This window comes from Rhizobium sp. N122 (assembly GCF_002211295.1).
Taxonomy (GTDB): domain Bacteria; phylum Pseudomonadota; class Alphaproteobacteria; order Rhizobiales; family Rhizobiaceae; genus Rhizobium.
In genome coordinates this window covers 93,708-108,446 of sequence record NZ_LOKU01000008.1, presented here as the reverse complement: position 1 = coordinate 108,446, position 14,739 = coordinate 93,708, and the positions used below count along the sequence as shown (strand labels likewise).

Sequence of the window (14,739 nt, the reverse complement as noted above, 5' to 3'; positions counted from 1 at the left end):
CCAATTTCGAGGTTCGAGGGTGGCGTTTGTAAATAGGATGGGCACGGGCAAGTCAATAAAAAAGCCGCCCCGGAGACCGGAGCGGCTTTTCAGGAAAAAGCAATCCGATCAGCGGCGCGGGCCGCGCGCCACGCGCTCGATCTCCTCGCGCACCAGCCGCTCGACCAGCGTCGGCAGATTATCATCAAGCCATTCACGCAGCATCGGGCGCAGCATATCCTCTGCGATCTCGTCCAGCGAGCGGCGCTCCGCACCGTCGATGGCGGCGGCAAGCTCCTCGAAAGAGCGGCTGATCTGCAGACCGGCGCCCTCCGAAAGCAGCGTCGGCTGAACCTCGTCCATAAGGCTCGGCAGGAAAGCTGCTGCCGGAGGCTGGGCCGGTTCCAAAGCCGGTGGCGCCGTCTCGACGGCCGCCAAGGGCTCAGCGACTGCGGGCGCCGGCTCGGCGACTGCGGCCCGCGGTGCTTCTACAAATACCGGCTTGGCCGGCTGCTCGATCATGGACTGCGGAACGGGTGCTACAGCAGCCGGGGGGAAAACAGGCTGCATCGGCTGCGGCTGCGGTACTGCTGCCCGCGGCGCTTCCGGCATCGGGGCCGGCTGCGGTTCGGGCTGACGGAAGCCGCTCGGAATTTCACGCAGTGCCTGGCCGGCCTGCACAGCGCTGCGCTCGGAGGCGGCGCGCACGCGGGCGGCGACATCGGCAAGCGACAGGGCGCGGGCCGGCACTTCGGCTTCGGGGGCGGTGCCGGCCGAATTGGCGGCAACGAAACGTGGATCGGAGGAGCGCATGGCCGGTTCGGGGAACTCCACGCCGGCATAGGTATCATCAACCGTCAGATGGATCTCGGAGCCGTTCTCATCCTCGTCGGCGCCGTAGACCGGCGGCAGGGATGCGGAAATCGCCTTGCCGGCGCCGGGCTCATTGCTTTCGATGATCTGGCGGATGGAGGCCAGAATTTCTTCCATGGACGGTTCACGCGCTACACTTGGCTGAGCCATTTCAATCCCCGTTATCCAAAAACAACGACCGGACGATGTGGAGCGGTCATCCGAATCACCGCGACCTTAGAATACCTCAGACGTGAAAAAAATCATCGCGAATCAAATGAATGAGGCCATGCACAGTTTTGTTACCCGATGTTTGCGAGGCGGCGGCGGCAGGATAAACGATGTTTGTGAAGGCTTTCCGGCGATGCGTAGAGTTAAACTGCTGCAGCGCCAAAAGGCGCTGCCATGAAAAACGGGCGCCGATGGCGCCCGTTGCTGAATTCATCGATGAAAACGGGATCAGAAAACGAATTCGCGCGCCTTGGCGAAACCCGGCAGCGGCTTCACGGAGGCATTGAAGAAGACGTTTTCCGAAATCGCGCCGCGCTCGGCGACGAATACCTTGGCGCGGGCGGCATTGCCATAGCCTTCGACCGTGATCAGACGGCCGCCATCGCGCAATTGGCCGAGAAGCGCTGCCGGAACCTCCTCGACTGCGCCGTTGACGAAGATCAGATCATAGGGAGCGCCGGCAGCGTAGCCCTTTTCGAGCGGCCCTGTGACCACCTCGATCTTGGCGTAGTCGGCAAGCTTGGCCTTTGCCTCGGCGGCCAGCGCCTCGTCGCATTCGAGCGCGATGACCGAGCCGGCAATGATCGACAGCAGCGCCGATGTGTAACCGGTGCCGCAGCCGACTTCGAGGACGAAATCATCCTTGGTGATCGCGGCCAGCTGCAGCAGCTTGGCGAGCGGCGATGCCTCCATCAGGAAGCGGGCCGGCTTTCCGGGTGCGGCGGCCGATATCTCGACATCGTTGTCGATGTAGGCCAGCAGCTTCGCCCTCTCCGGCACGAATGCCTCGCGCGGCACCGTGAGGAGCGCCGTCAGCACGGAATGCGAGGTAACGTCCGTCGTGCGAACCTGGGTGTCGACCATCTTTGCGCGCGCTGCTTCGAAATCCATCATGTCCTCTCGCTCTTGAAAGCGGTTCCTGTCCCTCGTCTCTTAATCCCCGCCACCGATGCTTTCAAGGCTTGGCAGCGGCCGACGAAAAGAATCCGGCAGGCGCTTCTTCCGCGCCACAGGGGCAACGAGCCTCTTCAACTCAACGTGGAATCCCCTGCCCCTTCATGCTATGATCTCCAACGGAGGAACGTAGGAGGAGCAGGCAATGTCTGCGATTTTCGAATATTTGACGCTGTTCGATTTCTTCATCCTCGCAGCGCTCATCGGCATCTTCTGCTGCGGACTGCTGGATGGCGAAACGACCTTGAAATGATAGGGGCGCCGAAGCACGCTCAAAGATAGTTCCCCGCATGGAGGCAATCTGATGCCGGCGAGCGTCAGGCTACGCGGGGCTACCCCTAAGGGGTCGCCGCTTGGGTGCATTTCAGCCGCGTTATGTCATGTGGGAAATTTTGGAGGCCTCGCCCGGAATTGAACCGGGGTACAAGGATTTGCAGTCCTCTGCGTCACCACTCCGCCACGAGGCCTCACAAGCTCGTTATCTGAGCCGTGGCGAGCGTTTAGAATGATCGTAAGGAAATCGCAAGAGGGCATTTCGGAAAAACGCCAATCCGCCGCTTCCGAAAAGGCCATTTTCTCGTGCCCTGCCGGCATGTGCGGAGGCTTGAATTTCCATCACGTAGCAAGCCCGCTTGCTGCCAATGTTTGCCTTTGAAACAAATCGTCAGCTTGACGATCGTTCTGCGGGCCTCATATTGCCACCGGGAGGGTGATAGGAGCTGCAATGGATTGGGCTGCCCTCAAAGCGAAGCACGTGCATGCGGCATATGATGCCGAGAGCCGTGATCTTCATGTAAAATTTCCGGGTTCTCGACCAGTGAAACATGCGGACATTCCGCCGCACGTCTACCAGAACCTGCTGGAAACGAGCGATCCGCACTTCTACTACAAATATTATGTTGCACCTTCCCGCGTCTCACGAGACAGCCGGCATCAGCTCTCCCTTTCCTACGCGCTGAAGCTCGTCCTCCTCCTTGCCGTCAGCAGCCTGCTGATGGTGACCAGCCTCGATCAAGGCCCCAACGGCGTTTTCGAGGAAAGCGAACTCAGGTCCAACTAGATTCGCCTGAGCGATGCACCCGCCTCAACGGCGACAGGGCTTGCGGCCAAGCGATCGCTCAGGCCGTCGAAATTGTCGCTTCTATTCTGATTACGATAGCGGCGATCGTTTCGGTCGCGGTCGTTATTGCCGTCACGCTCGTTCCGGCCGTTGAAATTGCGATAGTTGCGTGGCCCGTCATAACCACCCCCCTGGCCGTGATCGACCATACAGCCCTCTGGACGGCGGCAGATGCCGCGAGCGTCAAAACCCCGGCTGTCGACGGCCTGGGCCTCGGCGGGAACGCTTGAGAGAATCGTCGCCGCCGAAAGGGCGACAACAAAAAGCGCTTTCATGTCCTCAGCTGACCATTTTGACGCGTTTCGCATCTTACAATCCATAAACCAAGAAGGCGAAAATCCAGTCGCTTTTCCGCGACCTCTCTTCGGATGCTCTCTCAGCCAGCCGGTTTCCCCCGCCTGTGCCACCAGACCGCCAGCCGCCGGCGAAGCCGGCGCGCGACAGGCAGATCGTGCGAGAGCACGAGGAAACCAAGCGGCAGCATCCAAAAGCCCAGGATCGGCAGGAAGCCCAGGAAGCCGCAAAGAATGAGGGCGACACCGATCGCCATCCGCGCGATTCGGGAGCGCGGCATGCCGATGCTGAAGGAACCGAGCATGAGCCTGCCGCTTGCATGATCGATGCCGAAGCGCCTTGCCCGCTTCCCGGGCTTTTCGCCGCCCCTCGTCTCTTCGCGCTCATTCCCGTTCGTCATTCCCCAGAGATGGGCACAGACAACCCAAATACAAGTTCATTTCATTTTTTTGAAAAAACCGCTTGGCAAATCGGGCAAGCATTTGTATTAGCCCACTCACACCGCGCCAAGCAGTGATCCCTGGTAGCTCAGCGGTAGAGCATTCGACTGTTAATCGACAGGTCGCCGGTTCGAATCCGGCCCGGGGAGCCATTTTTTGAAATAAGTGCCTGTTTTTGTTGAGAAATCCGAGAGCAGGCACTTACTTCCCCACTTTCCCTCCCCGCTTTTGAACTCCAGTTTTCAGCATTGCTCCTGTGGATAACTCGCCCAGGATTCAATCGAGTTTGTTATAAGTAGCGGTAATGCTTTAATATTCCTGTCCAATGGACCGCGTAAAGATACTCAATCTGTTGGAAACCATGGAAGCGCGGGTTGACCGCACGGAGCGCGCGTTTGCGCCGATCGCGTCCCCAGAAGTCCATGACATTCTTCAGCTCTTGAGAGTCCTAAAGATCAGAGTGCTGCGCTGCCGCTCTAAGATTGATGCCCTCAAATCTTCTGATATCGGTGATTTGAGCGAAATCATACAAGAGATTCGAGCGTTCACTTCTGTGCCGGATCTAGAATTCAAATTCACACAATCGGAGTACCAGGGCCTTATAGCGCGCGAGGTGCTGGCCGAAGAGGCGGCATACCTGCGCAACCTGTCTCAGGGCATGTTGATAGGTCTCCAGCTCACGGCTGATGGTCTTCATGATTTACTACCCGCTCAGAAGCCGGCTGCATTTCGGTTTGCATTTGATAATGACAACGACCGAGTCGTCGTTGCGAACGAACCGTTTCGGCCAGCGGCCAAGGAAGCTGAAGTGGCTCTCGCTGCTCTTGACGAGATCATTGTCCAGGCCACGGAAGCAGTTGAGGATCTAAACCAGTCCAACGCAGCGCCTCGCCTCAAGGCGGCTTTTTCTCGCCTAAAGGAGCGACTTAGCTCCTATAGAAACATTGTCCAAGTGGGCCAATGTAATCAGGCTGCCAGCCGAATGCTCAAGGCCTACGTTGAAGAGTTGTCGGCACCCCAATTCGAACAAATGCGAGCGCTGGTCGAAGGAGTTTCCGCAGTTTAGCGCAATTCGCGGAATGGAGGCAATTTTGCGAGAGCGCCGCTCAGGTCGCCTTAGATGACGCAGCAATCGCGGAAATCAGAGCGGACACGTTGGTGTTGGCCCAGCAACTAAAAAGAAGCGCGCACGCCTCGGAGGATGTTCCTCGAGCGCTCGAGGAGGTTGCAGAATGGGTCAATGAAGACGCTCAACCAGATAAACGGGATGCTCTGTCACTAGTCCGAACACTCGAGAATTTTTGGTCGCTGCTTACTCGAAATGCACTTGCCAAGGCGGTGAAAGACGAGACGAGCAAAGTTATTGCGCGGGGCATCATTTTTGTCGCGATCACAGCAGTCAGCGCAGGATTTGCGGCCAATATCAGCCGAATACCAGGAGCAGAGTGGATCGAGGCGACGTTCGCATACGTGAAGGCAAACCTTCAAAGCTTTGGCGTGAAGTGAAAAACCGCCGGCTGGTGAGGCCGACGGCTCGCTGTGGTGGCTTTGGTGGTTGATGAGCGGGCAGATGCATCATGCGGCGACTGCAGCTGCCTGCTGGTCGGCCCAGGGCGGGGCCGAAGGGAACCGGGGAGCCCCCGTTATCAAGCGAGGCTACACCCGGCCACGGCGCCGCGTTGAAGCGGCGTCGCTACTCCTGACCACTTGCGCCAGCAACAGCGTAATTGTATGCGCAGGTTGTATATGTCGGGGGACGCAATGATTTTCACCAATTTAGCTCGGATCGTTTCTTGGCTCGCGCTCGTGTTCGGTGCGATTCGGTTTACCACAGGTATTGCAATCGCGACGAAGACGCTGGGAGAATATGACGCAGCACTGGCCCGTTACGCGCCCGGGGCCGCGAACGTCGGCGAAGTTATTGATCGCGGATTTTACGTGATCGTCTTCGCCATCGCGCTCGGCACTCTGGCAGAGATCAGTTTTAGTGCCCGCCGCGGACGGGAATAGGCGGGCCGAGGCGTCTTACGCGGGATCGAACTGAGCGGGAGCCAGGTCACGCGGTGTTATTTTCTTAGCGTTCAATTCCGGCAAGATTTTTGCCCATCGGGAAAGCACAGGCACATGGAACGGTTCCCATCCTAAATCGAAAGCTTTCTGAAAATTGCCTCCACCACCTTTCACGCCGGTAGCCTCCGATATCGCGTTCTCCACGCAAATTGCTGTCCGTGCAGCAACGTCTGTAGCGTTTAGTCCGCCAAAATCCACATGCTTATCCAATTCTATAGTCGAAATCTGCGACATAAGATAATTCATGCGGATACCACCAGGCGGGTGGTCAGATTGGAAAATTCGAGTGGGCTCGAATGGTTCGGCATCGAAGCTTCGGATAATGGCCAAGATTCCAAACACATAGCTTTTTAATCGACCTTCGACAGTGTTTATCGCCTCAAGCTCAAGTGGGCGACCTATTGCCTGTCTGATAGCTACTATGTTTGCGAAGCAGTCAGCATCCAACTCCAGCGCTTGATAAGTGATATTCTCATCGTAATTGGATGATGGATCATCTTCCAAAATGTACGTTAGCCCATTGATGTCTTTGCCCAATGCCAAGTGACCATTGAGGATGTGTGCCATTTCGTGCAGCACCAACCATTGGAATGCGGAATAGTCGATCTGCATTCGCAAATTGTCCAGCTCCCCGCCTAGCCGTACCGGTGGAAGTAGGGAGAGGGCTCGATATGCTGCGAAGGTGTCCGCACCCGCCGAAATACCAGGGGGATCTGATATCTGAAAATCCAAGCTAAAAAGCTCTCGCGCGGCGGGGGTGGCCAGCAATCTGGAGGTAATGGACATGGTGTTTAGTGGCGCGGCTACCCAGATCATTATGCAATATTCGCTCGCATTGAGCTGCATTGCACAAGCCTGAAATTGACGATCTGCGTCCACAACGAGACAGATATAGACCTTTGTGCTCAGATCTCTTGCGGCCAGAACGCCGTCGATGATAGTGCGAGCGTTGCTGAAAAGACTCCGACACAACGTCGTGAAGAAGTCGTCGCGCTCTTCTATCAGCACATGAGCTCGAAAGCTCAACAGTTTCAGAGTCGCATCAATCTCTTTGATCGCCAGATCCGGTAGGTCTGTTAACATGTTTTTCCGCGTGCTTGATTGCTGCCCTGCCTTCCTCAGTGATACGCCATAAAGACGTTCCTCCTGCTGCGCCAGGAGCACTCAGGGTTGTTGTCAACACGTTAGCAAGCGCGCGCTTTTTCGCAAGCCCCCTCACAAGGTCGGACGGTCGCGCCTTGGTGCGGAGAGTGCCATCTGGATCTCGACTGATCTTCTCTAAAAGACTAAGCTCGTCAGCCGAGAAATACATCTGCCTTCCCTCTGTTTCTATAGCTTACGATTTCGGCGCTATATGGCAAGATGTCAGAGCGGCCTAAGCCCGCCCACCATGTCCTACCACTGCTGAGCTTAAACCAACTTGAACTGCGGCGGCCCGTAGGTCGTAGACCTAATTACAATTGGTCCGCCGGCGGTTTGAGTGGCACTCGGGGCTAGGACCGTTCCCGCCGAATGCACCCGCGTATTTTGCTTGCAGCACTTCATTGATCCCCTGCAGTCGGCTGAAGAAACGATTCAAAATGCCGCTTCCATGCGCCGACGCGAACAGCGACAAGGTCTAAGTCGCTGATTGTTCGGCCGCCGCCTTTGCGGAGTGCAGCCTTCTTTGTCATGAAGCCTACCGAGAGACCGGTGACAGATTTCGCGCGGAGAAGAGCGCGAACCTCCTTGGCGCGGGCGACATCTTCGACAAGCAACTTGCCGGAGACTTTGAGGCCATCCGCTTCGACGCTTACCGCGTCCCACGTGCCGACAACCTGCGCATATCGTGCGCAAAGAGTATCGGTAGAGATTTGCCAACGGCGCCGAGGAATGCTGCGGGCTCGATGACATCGCCGGCGCGGTCAGGGCTGGAGAAATCCCACGCCTTGCCGTCTACACGGCCGGTATCGTCAGCTGTGAAGGCTGGCATCCGCGAGCCCGACGGTGTGGAGCGGGCCAAGGCCCATTTCTCGACGAAGTCCAGCAAAAGTGAAACTGAAGATCCAATACCGACCGCCGCCTTTGGTGACGAGCCAGAGCCCGCCGCCGTCGCGGATCTTCCGTGCTTTGCTCGCCGCGATCGACTTAACGGTCAGCACGTTTCTAATATGGATCCCCATATGTCTTCCCCACTTTCCCCCGCTTTCGGGTGATGCGCTATAGATAGGCGCAATGGACAAAAAGGACAAGAAACAACAATGAAAACAATATCTTAAATGATAGCACGGCGCCATCTTGGAGCACTACGGTCACTAAAATTTATCCGGCCCGGGGAGCCATTTTCAAGAAATCGCCTGTTTCGTTGATGAATCCGAAAACAGGCGTTTCCTTCTCACTTTTAGCCCTAAATCAGCATCCGCCTAATCCTTGCGAAATTTCACAAGACGCATAAATTCAATCCATCGGATAGCTTTTGCCGGTGACCACGGATGTACTGGCACTGAGCTGATGCAATCAAAGAAGGTCGGCGCGAGCATTCGCCCCGACCTTTTCCTTGTTCAGACGCCGGAAACAAACGCCCGCCGAGTTGGTTGCTCGACGGGCTGCTGTGGTGGTGTGGTGTGGTGAATCAGGTCGACGGCTTCAATGGGCGGAGCACTGCCGACTAAAAATTGAAATACACGGCCACACCTGATCGTCGACGATAGGGGTAGTCGTCGCGATAGCCGTAATAGTCACGGTAGCCGTAGTGCCGAGACCGGTAGCACGAGCCGTAGTATCGGCAGTCGCGGTAAGCGTACCGGCTTTTCTTCCAGTGGCCATACGCATGTCCGTTACCGTGGCGACGGTGTTTGACCTGTTCGACGTCGGCGGTGTGAATTGCTACCGCTTTCGGCGCGACGATCGGCGTGGCGTTTAGCGGCAGGGCGAAACATGCAGCCAAGACTGTGGCTGCGACTGCGGGAAAAAGCTTTTTCATCGGCGCATCCTTTCAGACTGCGAGTCTGGGTTAATACGCATTAACCTGACATGAACAGCTCTCCTCTGGGAATTCCGGAAAGACAGCAGCCGGCAGGCCTATGTCGGAAGGGGTGGTGATCGCGCCGGCCATCGGTGTTGGAGCAGCGGAGGTCACCTCAATGTGGCGCGGATTGCGCGACTCGAAAACAGCGGCGGCGCCTCATGTGCGGTAGCCAAAGAACCACCAAAGGTGTAGAGCCCATCGCATGGCCCTAGACCCGCTCAAAGCACTCTCCGACTATTGCGAAGCCGATTGCACCGTGCAGTTCTGGATCGCAGGCGCGCCCGCAGTCGAATTCAAATCTCTACAGGCCGCCGTGAGTTACGCTAGAAATAATGGCGGCAGATGGCAGGAAATCGAAATCACGGTGCATTTGCCCCGCGAGGATATCGTCTACGCAACCGATAAGGTGCACCAGTTGATCGATGCCTTGCCCCTTAGCGGCCAGTGACATTGTTGGAATCGGCCCAAAGATCCAGGTCGCAAGAGAACAGCGTCGCCGCGGTCGTGTGCGCTCGCGGGGCGTCACCGTTATCGACGGTGATTACTCCGGGGCTGGGTCGTCCTCGCATTCGCCTTTAACGAAGCAACAAGCGACGAAGCGGCCATCTTTGCGTTGCCGATTTGATGGTATAGAGACTACGGCAGGACGCGACTGCCATTAACTTAAGAATGGGGTCGGGCGGCAGATTGACGTCACGTCGCTGCCACGAGATCACGTGGCCGTTCTCTCTATCTTTGACAACGTCGCGCTCGGTGCTGCCGTCGGGGCGACCATCAAACCGAAATGACGCCTGAAACCGATCGATGCTGCCAGCCAGCCATCACGCGTTCACCAAAAACCGGCCTGATGCCTCCGGCAGGCCGAGCCAACCACCCTAAAGCGCGTCGCGTCAAACTTGATTCATGCGACGCGCTTTAGGTCTTTGTTTTCAAGCATGTCGTTGCCGCAAAACCGCGGCACACTTTTGCGCGACATGCTTTAATAGCTGCACGAACGGCCGTCGCCGGGACGGAAGCCATCGGCGCAGGCCGGGTTCATTGAATCGCCGGGCTGATATCCGGATGCCGTGCCATATGAATTCGGCGGTGTCGAGCACGCCGAGATCATGGCGGCAAGACTGATTGCTCCGGCTGCTACAAATGCCCGAAATCCGTTCATCGATGCTTCTCCCCGTTTACGATGCGATGCAACTGTCAGTCCGTCCTTGGGATTAGCAGGAGAATTCCCCAGAACTTATCCTCAAGTCACCTTGCGCCCAAAGATATAGGCGCGCTCCTCGGCTGGCGTTAGCGCGAGTGCGCAGATTTCGTCGATCTTTTGATCTTCGTCCGAAGATCCTCGATGATCAGGCCGGCCGGGAACAAAGACCGTGGTTAAAAGTTGAGTGGCATCAACCACGTAACGTCAGCTTTGACAGGAGGTCTCTTATGGGTCGCGGTATTCTACTTTGGCTGCTCGGTGTTCCACTGCCTATCATCATTCTTCTGGCTCTGTTTATGCGATAGGAACAGATCATGTCGGTTTCAATGACAGGTTCCGGAGAGGTTGCCACTCCGGTCGAATCCTCCAAATCGGCTATGACCTGGGGGCCTATCTTCGGGGGCGCCGCGGCGGCCATCGGTGTGACCCTCATCCTTCTGCTGCTCGGATCCGGGCTCGGGCTGACGATGGTGTCGCCCTGGTCGGGGCAAAGCAGTTCGCTCGGGACACTCGGTGTGACGGCGGCGATCTGGCTCGTTCTCGTGCAATGGCTCTCTTCAGCGCTCGGCGGCTATATTACCGGCCGGCTGCGGACCAAATGGGCGGCCGTCCACACGGATGAGGTTTTCTTCCGTGACACCGCGCATGGGTTCTTGAGCTGGGCTCTGGCGACCGTCTTCGTTGCCGGGTTTCTAGCCTCGTCGCTGACTTCGCTCGCCGGCGCCGGTGCACAGGCCGTGGGTGCGGCCGCACAGGCCGTGGGATCGACCGCCACCGCCGCCGGTACCGCGGCAGCATCGTCCGCCACCTCGCCGGTGGATCTGTCCACGTCCTATTTTACCGACGCGCTGTTGCGCCCCGATCAGGCTCGAGCCGCAGCGACATCCAATGATACCGCGGCAACATCTGAAGTATCCCGCATCCTGCTCAACGGCGCCGCCGCGGGCCAGGTTCCCGAGGACGACAAGGCCTATCTCGCCACCATCGTCTCTTCGCGAACCGGCCTTTCCGAGGCCGACGCACGCACCCGCGTCGATACGGTGCTGAAGCGGATCGACGATGCCAAGGTCGCCACCCAGAAGGCTGCCGACGAGGCACGAAAGGCGGCCTCGACCACCGCCCTGCTCGGCTCGCTGTCGCTTCTGGTCGGGGCTTTCATTGCCTCCGCCGCCGCAGCGTTCGGCGGATCTCAACGCGACGAAGAGGAAGATCTCCTCGTCAGGCCTCGCATCTAGGATTGATTGAAACGGGGTGCGGGGTCGAAAGGCCCCGCACCCTATTTTTGTGTGCGGGCCGCGGCTTTGGTGTTGTTCGATCATCTGCTGCCGTCAGGCGGCTTCTTTCCACAGTGGCTGTTTATTTCTCATCAAACGGAACATGTGGCCATTTTTGAGCTTCGGATAGGTCACACCCTTTCCGGAGAAAATAGATGGCCAAGAAGACGAAGATCTCGCCCTCGGACAACGCGACGATTCATGATCAGAAACTGCACCGGGGTGCAGGTGGTGAGCTTCATCAGTTTGCCGAAGACGGCATGCCGGTGCTGACCACGGCGCAAGGCGGCCCGGTCTCCGATGATCAGAACACGCTTCGTCTCGGCGCCCGTGGCCCCGCCCTCATCGATGATTTCCATTTCCGCGAAAAGATCTTTCATTTCGATCACGAGCGCATCCCCGAGCGGGTCGTGCATGCGCGCGGCTACGGCGCCCATGGCTACTTCGAAACATATGAATCGCTGGCGGCCTATACCCGGGCCGATCTCTTCCAGCGGCCCGGCGAAAAGACGCCGGCCTTCGTCCGGTTTTCGACAGTCGCCGGCAGCAAGGGTTCCTTCGATCTGGCGCGCGACGTACGGGGCTTCGCGGTGAAGCTCTATACGCAGCAGGGGAATTGGGATCTGGTCGGCAACAATATCCCGGTCTTCTTCATTCAGGACGCGATCAGGTTTCCCGACATCATTCATGCCGTAAAGCCGGAACCCGACAGGCAATTTCCGCAGGCGCAGTCGGCGCATGACAATTTCTGGGACTTCATCTCCCTCACCCCCGAAAGCATGCACATGATCATGTGGGTCATGTCGGATCGCGCCATCCCGCGTTCCTTCCGTTTCATGGAGGGGTTTGGCGTGCACACATTCCGCTTCGTCAACGCCGCCGATGAATCGACCTTCGTCAAATTCCACTGGAAACCGAAACTCGGCCTGCAATCCGTCGCCTGGAACGAAGCGGTCAAGATCAATGGCGCGGATCCGGACTTCCACCGCCGCGACCTCTGGCAGTCGATCCAGTCAGGAAACTTCCCGGAATGGGAACTCTGTGTCCAGCTTTTCGACCAGGACTTCGCCGACACGTTCGACTTCGACATCCTCGATCCGACCAAGATCATTCCGGAGGAGATCCTTCCGGTCAAACCGGTCGGCCGGCTGGTGCTCGACCGAATGCCCGAAAATTTCTTCGCCGAGACCGAGCAGGTTGCCTTCATGACACAGAACGTTCCGCCCGGCATCGACTTCAGCAACGACCCGCTGCTGCAGGGACGAAACTTTTCCTATCTCGATACGCAGCTGAAACGCCTGGGCGGCCCGAATTTCACCCATCTGCCGATCAATGCACCGAAATGTCCCTTCCACAATTTCCAGCAGGATGGCCACATGGCGATGCGCAATCCTGTCGGGCGGGTCAATTACCAGCCGAATTCCTGGAATCAAGGGCCGCGGGAATCGCCGGTTCAGGGCTATCGTCACTTCCCGGCCGAGGAGCAGGGTGCCAAGGTCCGGTTGCGGCCGGAAAGCTTTGCCGATCACTACAGCCAGGCCAGGCAGTTCTTCATCAGCCAGACCCCGCCGGAGCAACGTCATATCGCGGCAGCGCTGATCTTCGAGTTGAGCAAAGTCGAAACGCCGGTCATTCGCGAGCGCATGGTTTCCCATCTCATCAACATCGATGAGACGCTGGCCAGCAAGGTCGGCCACGCACTCGGCTTCAAATCGATGCCGAAGCCCGCCGATGCCGCCATGCCGACACGCCAGGATCTCGAGCCGTCGCCGGCGCTCAGCATTGTCGAGCGCGGCCCCAAGCGGTTCGAAGGACGCAAGCTCGGCATTCTCGTCACCGACGGCGCCGATGCCGCGATCTTCAGGGCGCTGCTTGCCGAAATTACCGAACAGAAGGCCGCATTCGAAGTGATCGCACCAAAGATCGGCGGCGTGACGCTCTCGGACGGCAATTGGATCGAGGCGCACCAGATGATCGACGGCGGACCTTCGGTGCTCTACGACGCCGTCGCGCTGCTCCCCTCGTCGGCAGGAAGCAGCGATCTGCTGAAGGAGGCAACGGCCCGTGATTTCGTCTCGGATGCCTTCGTGCACTGCAAGTTCATCGGCTATGTGGAACCGGCGCTGCCGCTGATGCAAAAGGCAGGCATTGCCGATTCACTGGATGAAGGCGTGATTGCGCTTAAAGCAGCCGGAGATGTCGCGGCCTTTATCAAGGCGCTCGGCAAACTGCGTGTCTGGGGCCGGGAGCCGTCGGTCAAACTGAACTGACTTTGTCGCCGTGGCTCGTCGCCGTCCGGTGACATGCATTAAAACCCGCGGAAACGCGGGTTTTATACTGTTGCAGCGCATATTTTATTGAGCCGGGGTGATGGAAACGGCTTCGATTTGCTCCATCTTCAATGTTGTGCGCTGTGGAGAGACGTATGCGCTGGCGTTTTCGACAGGTCTCCGACTTTGCCGTCATGTGGGCAGGACATCGCGCGGTCCCTGTGACGCTGATCATATTCGCAGTCTTATGGGCGGCAGCCGGCCTGCACTTTTCCTTCCCGCGGCAATGGTTTCTGCTGACCAACATGGTCGGCACGCTCATCATATTTTTCATTTTGCTGCTGGTGCAGAATTCCCAAAATCGGGACATGATGGCGCTGCATGCCAAGCTCGACGAACTGATCCGATCGAGCAAGGCGAGAAATCACTGGATTTCGGCTGAAAAGAAAGATGCCGAGGCCATTGAGGAAATGCGTCGGCAACACCACGACCAGATCTCAGAGACAACGAACTGAAGCACACATCAGGTCGACGCTGCGTCGGCTGCAGATTTTTCATCCGCTTTTTCCTCGACGCATTCGGCCTGCGCGGCAAGCGTCTTGCTCATTTCCCTGAGTTCCCCCTCCTCCAGCTTTTCGATACCGACGAACTTGTTGGCGGCCTGGCTCGTCAGGATAAGCTCGTCGAGCTTGGCCTGCACCGCCTTGCCGTCGCGGTTCTGGCTGTTCTGCAGCACAAACACCATCAGGAAGGTGATGATGGTCGTGGTCGTATTGATCACAAGCTGCCAGGTTTCAGAATAGCCGAAAAAGGGGCCGGATACCGCCCACGCGAGCACGAGCGTCAGCGCCGCGACAAAGGTGAACGGTTTTCCCGATAAGTCGGCGACGACGGTTGCAAAAGAAGAGAAGAAGTTGGGTTTGTTCGACATCTGAAAAGCCTCGCTAGATTGCAGCATCCATGCTGTCAATCGACAATATCAACGCCATTTCCGGGCTGAAGTTCCTCACACTGCCGACTGTCCGCGCCCCCGGAAATCCGGCTACT

At 57.8% G+C, this 14,739-nt stretch carries 19 protein-coding genes and 2 tRNA genes; 9 read left to right on the top strand and 12 right to left on the bottom strand.

What is annotated here, in order from left to right; translation table 11 throughout:
* Positions 1–108 precede the first annotated feature (108 nt).
* From ATY75_RS07885 to ATY75_RS07875, 4 genes are all read right to left on the bottom strand, one after another.
* The gene (locus ATY75_RS07885; RefSeq protein ID WP_088937094.1) at positions 109–1,002 is read right to left on the bottom strand and encodes a DUF2497 domain-containing protein; all 894 of its coding nucleotides are present in this window, start codon (positions 1,000–1,002) and stop codon (positions 109–111) included.
* 76 nt (positions 1,003–1,078) lie between these two features.
* Positions 1,079–1,276, bottom strand: a complete 198-nt coding sequence (locus ATY75_RS34540; RefSeq protein ID WP_190241328.1) for a hypothetical protein — start codon at positions 1,274–1,276, stop codon at positions 1,079–1,081.
* A 14-nt stretch (positions 1,277–1,290) separates the two neighbouring features.
* A complete protein-coding gene (locus ATY75_RS07880) occupies positions 1,291–1,956 on the bottom strand; it encodes a protein-L-isoaspartate O-methyltransferase (RefSeq protein WP_171899766.1) in 666 nt (221 codons plus the stop codon).
* A 453-nt stretch (positions 1,957–2,409) separates the two neighbouring features.
* A tRNA-Cys gene (locus ATY75_RS07875) sits at positions 2,410–2,483 on the bottom strand.
* Between the two features lie 257 nt (positions 2,484–2,740).
* On the opposite strand from ATY75_RS07875, the gene ATY75_RS07870 reads away from it, so the two are divergent.
* Complete coding sequence (locus ATY75_RS07870) at positions 2,741–3,076, top strand: KTSC domain-containing protein (protein WP_088937093.1); 336 nt, start codon at positions 2,741–2,743, stop codon at positions 3,074–3,076.
* Here ATY75_RS07870 and ATY75_RS07865 read toward each other — a convergent pair.
* Together ATY75_RS07865 and ATY75_RS07860 are read right to left on the bottom strand one after the other, a co-directional pair.
* On the bottom strand, positions 3,073–3,411 hold the full coding sequence (locus ATY75_RS07865) for a hypothetical protein (RefSeq protein ID WP_088937092.1): 339 nt from the start codon (positions 3,409–3,411) through the stop codon (positions 3,073–3,075). The genes ATY75_RS07870 and ATY75_RS07865 overlap by 4 nt on opposite strands.
* A gap of 101 nt (positions 3,412–3,512) precedes the next feature.
* Positions 3,513–3,830, bottom strand: coding sequence for a hypothetical protein (locus ATY75_RS07860; RefSeq protein WP_064838214.1), 318 nt, complete (start codon positions 3,828–3,830; stop codon positions 3,513–3,515).
* Between the two features lie 117 nt (positions 3,831–3,947).
* Between ATY75_RS07860 and ATY75_RS07855 the strand changes: the two genes are divergently transcribed.
* The 4 genes from ATY75_RS07855 to ATY75_RS07840 all read left to right on the top strand — a co-directional run bounded on the left by ATY75_RS07855 (position 3,948) and on the right by ATY75_RS07840 (position 5,880).
* Positions 3,948–4,022 (top strand) — tRNA-Asn (locus tag ATY75_RS07855).
* 173 nt (positions 4,023–4,195) lie between these two features.
* Entirely contained in the window at positions 4,196–4,936 is a 741-nt protein-coding gene (locus ATY75_RS07850) for a hypothetical protein (RefSeq protein ID WP_143535275.1), read from the top strand.
* A 95-nt stretch (positions 4,937–5,031) separates the two neighbouring features.
* Complete coding sequence (locus ATY75_RS07845) at positions 5,032–5,376, top strand: hypothetical protein (RefSeq protein ID WP_143535274.1); 345 nt, start codon at positions 5,032–5,034, stop codon at positions 5,374–5,376.
* Between the two features lie 255 nt (positions 5,377–5,631).
* On the top strand, positions 5,632–5,880 hold the full coding sequence (locus ATY75_RS07840; RefSeq protein ID WP_088937149.1) for a hypothetical protein: 249 nt from the start codon (positions 5,632–5,634) through the stop codon (positions 5,878–5,880).
* A gap of 15 nt (positions 5,881–5,895) precedes the next feature.
* Here ATY75_RS07840 and ATY75_RS07835 read toward each other — a convergent pair whose 3' ends face one another.
* The 4 genes from ATY75_RS07835 to ATY75_RS07820 all read right to left on the bottom strand — a co-directional run bounded on the left by ATY75_RS07835 (position 5,896) and on the right by ATY75_RS07820 (position 8,902).
* Entirely contained in the window at positions 5,896–7,023 is a 1,128-nt protein-coding gene (locus tag ATY75_RS07835; protein ID WP_088937089.1) for a hypothetical protein, read from the bottom strand.
* A 458-nt stretch (positions 7,024–7,481) separates the two neighbouring features.
* Positions 7,482–7,793 carry an HK97 family phage prohead protease gene (locus ATY75_RS07830; RefSeq protein WP_245317547.1) on the bottom strand — a complete coding sequence of 104 codons (312 nt, stop codon included), beginning with the start codon at positions 7,791–7,793 and terminating at the stop codon, positions 7,482–7,484.
* A 99-nt stretch (positions 7,794–7,892) separates the two neighbouring features.
* The gene (locus ATY75_RS07825; RefSeq protein ID WP_245317544.1) at positions 7,893–8,102 is read right to left on the bottom strand and encodes an Arm DNA-binding domain-containing protein; all 210 of its coding nucleotides are present in this window, start codon (positions 8,100–8,102) and stop codon (positions 7,893–7,895) included.
* Between the two features lie 485 nt (positions 8,103–8,587).
* Positions 8,588–8,902 (bottom strand): hypothetical protein, encoded by a 315-nt coding sequence (locus ATY75_RS07820; protein WP_088937088.1) that lies wholly within the window; start codon positions 8,900–8,902, stop codon positions 8,588–8,590.
* Between the two features lie 247 nt (positions 8,903–9,149).
* On the opposite strand from ATY75_RS07820, the gene ATY75_RS07815 reads away from it, so the two are divergent.
* A complete protein-coding gene (locus ATY75_RS07815) occupies positions 9,150–9,395 on the top strand; it encodes a hypothetical protein (RefSeq protein WP_065092256.1) in 246 nt (81 codons plus the stop codon).
* 531 nt (positions 9,396–9,926) lie between these two features.
* Here the strand turns inward: ATY75_RS07815 and ATY75_RS35015 are convergent.
* Positions 9,927–10,106 carry a hypothetical protein gene (locus tag ATY75_RS35015; protein ID WP_088937087.1) on the bottom strand — a complete coding sequence of 60 codons (180 nt, stop codon included), beginning with the start codon at positions 10,104–10,106 and terminating at the stop codon, positions 9,927–9,929.
* A gap of 356 nt (positions 10,107–10,462) precedes the next feature.
* On the opposite strand from ATY75_RS35015, the gene ATY75_RS07805 reads away from it, so the two are divergent.
* The 3 genes from ATY75_RS07805 (at position 10,463) to ATY75_RS07795 (ending at position 14,207) form a co-directional block, all read left to right on the top strand.
* Positions 10,463–11,383 (top strand): hypothetical protein, encoded by a 921-nt coding sequence (locus ATY75_RS07805; protein WP_088937086.1) that lies wholly within the window; start codon positions 10,463–10,465, stop codon positions 11,381–11,383.
* A 194-nt stretch (positions 11,384–11,577) separates the two neighbouring features.
* Positions 11,578–13,692 (top strand): catalase, encoded by a 2,115-nt coding sequence (locus tag ATY75_RS07800; RefSeq protein ID WP_088937085.1) that lies wholly within the window; start codon positions 11,578–11,580, stop codon positions 13,690–13,692.
* 155 nt (positions 13,693–13,847) lie between these two features.
* The gene (locus ATY75_RS07795; protein WP_088937084.1) at positions 13,848–14,207 is read left to right on the top strand and encodes a low affinity iron permease family protein; all 360 of its coding nucleotides are present in this window, start codon (positions 13,848–13,850) and stop codon (positions 14,205–14,207) included.
* A gap of 8 nt (positions 14,208–14,215) precedes the next feature.
* Here ATY75_RS07795 and ATY75_RS07790 read toward each other — a convergent pair whose 3' ends face one another.
* Complete coding sequence (locus tag ATY75_RS07790) at positions 14,216–14,623, bottom strand: low affinity iron permease family protein (RefSeq protein ID WP_088937148.1); 408 nt, start codon at positions 14,621–14,623, stop codon at positions 14,216–14,218.
* Between the last annotated feature and the right edge of the window lie 116 nt (positions 14,624–14,739).

Bases quoted from the DNA above. Each gene is read 5' to 3' on its own strand.
- ATY75_RS07885 (WP_088937094.1), bottom strand. From the start codon at position 1,002: ATGGCTCAGCCAAGTGTAGCGCGTGAACCGTCCATGGAAGAAATTCTG.
- ATY75_RS34540 (WP_190241328.1), bottom strand. From the start codon at position 1,276: ATGAATTCAGCAACGGGCGCCATCGGCGCCCGTTTTTCATGGCAGCGC.
- ATY75_RS07880 (WP_171899766.1), bottom strand. From the start codon at position 1,956: ATGATGGATTTCGAAGCAGCGCGCGCAAAGATGGTCGACACCCAGGTT.
- ATY75_RS07870 (WP_088937093.1), top strand. From the start codon at position 2,741: ATGGATTGGGCTGCCCTCAAAGCGAAGCACGTGCATGCGGCATATGAT.
- ATY75_RS07865 (WP_088937092.1), bottom strand. From the start codon at position 3,411: ATGAAAGCGCTTTTTGTTGTCGCCCTTTCGGCGGCGACGATTCTCTCA.
- ATY75_RS07860 (WP_064838214.1), bottom strand. From the start codon at position 3,830: ATGACGAACGGGAATGAGCGCGAAGAGACGAGGGGCGGCGAAAAGCCC.
- ATY75_RS07850 (WP_143535275.1), top strand. From the start codon at position 4,196: ATGGACCGCGTAAAGATACTCAATCTGTTGGAAACCATGGAAGCGCGG.
- ATY75_RS07840 (WP_088937149.1), top strand. From the start codon at position 5,632: ATGATTTTCACCAATTTAGCTCGGATCGTTTCTTGGCTCGCGCTCGTG.
- ATY75_RS07835 (WP_088937089.1), bottom strand. From the start codon at position 7,023: ATGTTAACAGACCTACCGGATCTGGCGATCAAAGAGATTGATGCGACT.
- ATY75_RS07825 (WP_245317544.1), bottom strand. From the start codon at position 8,102: ATGGGGATCCATATTAGAAACGTGCTGACCGTTAAGTCGATCGCGGCG.
- ATY75_RS07820 (WP_088937088.1), bottom strand. From the start codon at position 8,902: ATGAAAAAGCTTTTTCCCGCAGTCGCAGCCACAGTCTTGGCTGCATGT.
- ATY75_RS07815 (WP_065092256.1), top strand. From the start codon at position 9,150: ATGGCCCTAGACCCGCTCAAAGCACTCTCCGACTATTGCGAAGCCGAT.
- ATY75_RS35015 (WP_088937087.1), bottom strand. From the start codon at position 10,106: ATGAACGGATTTCGGGCATTTGTAGCAGCCGGAGCAATCAGTCTTGCC.
- ATY75_RS07805 (WP_088937086.1), top strand. From the start codon at position 10,463: ATGTCGGTTTCAATGACAGGTTCCGGAGAGGTTGCCACTCCGGTCGAA.
- ATY75_RS07800 (WP_088937085.1), top strand. From the start codon at position 11,578: ATGGCCAAGAAGACGAAGATCTCGCCCTCGGACAACGCGACGATTCAT.
- ATY75_RS07795 (WP_088937084.1), top strand. From the start codon at position 13,848: ATGCGCTGGCGTTTTCGACAGGTCTCCGACTTTGCCGTCATGTGGGCA.
- ATY75_RS07790 (WP_088937148.1), bottom strand. From the start codon at position 14,623: ATGTCGAACAAACCCAACTTCTTCTCTTCTTTTGCAACCGTCGTCGCC.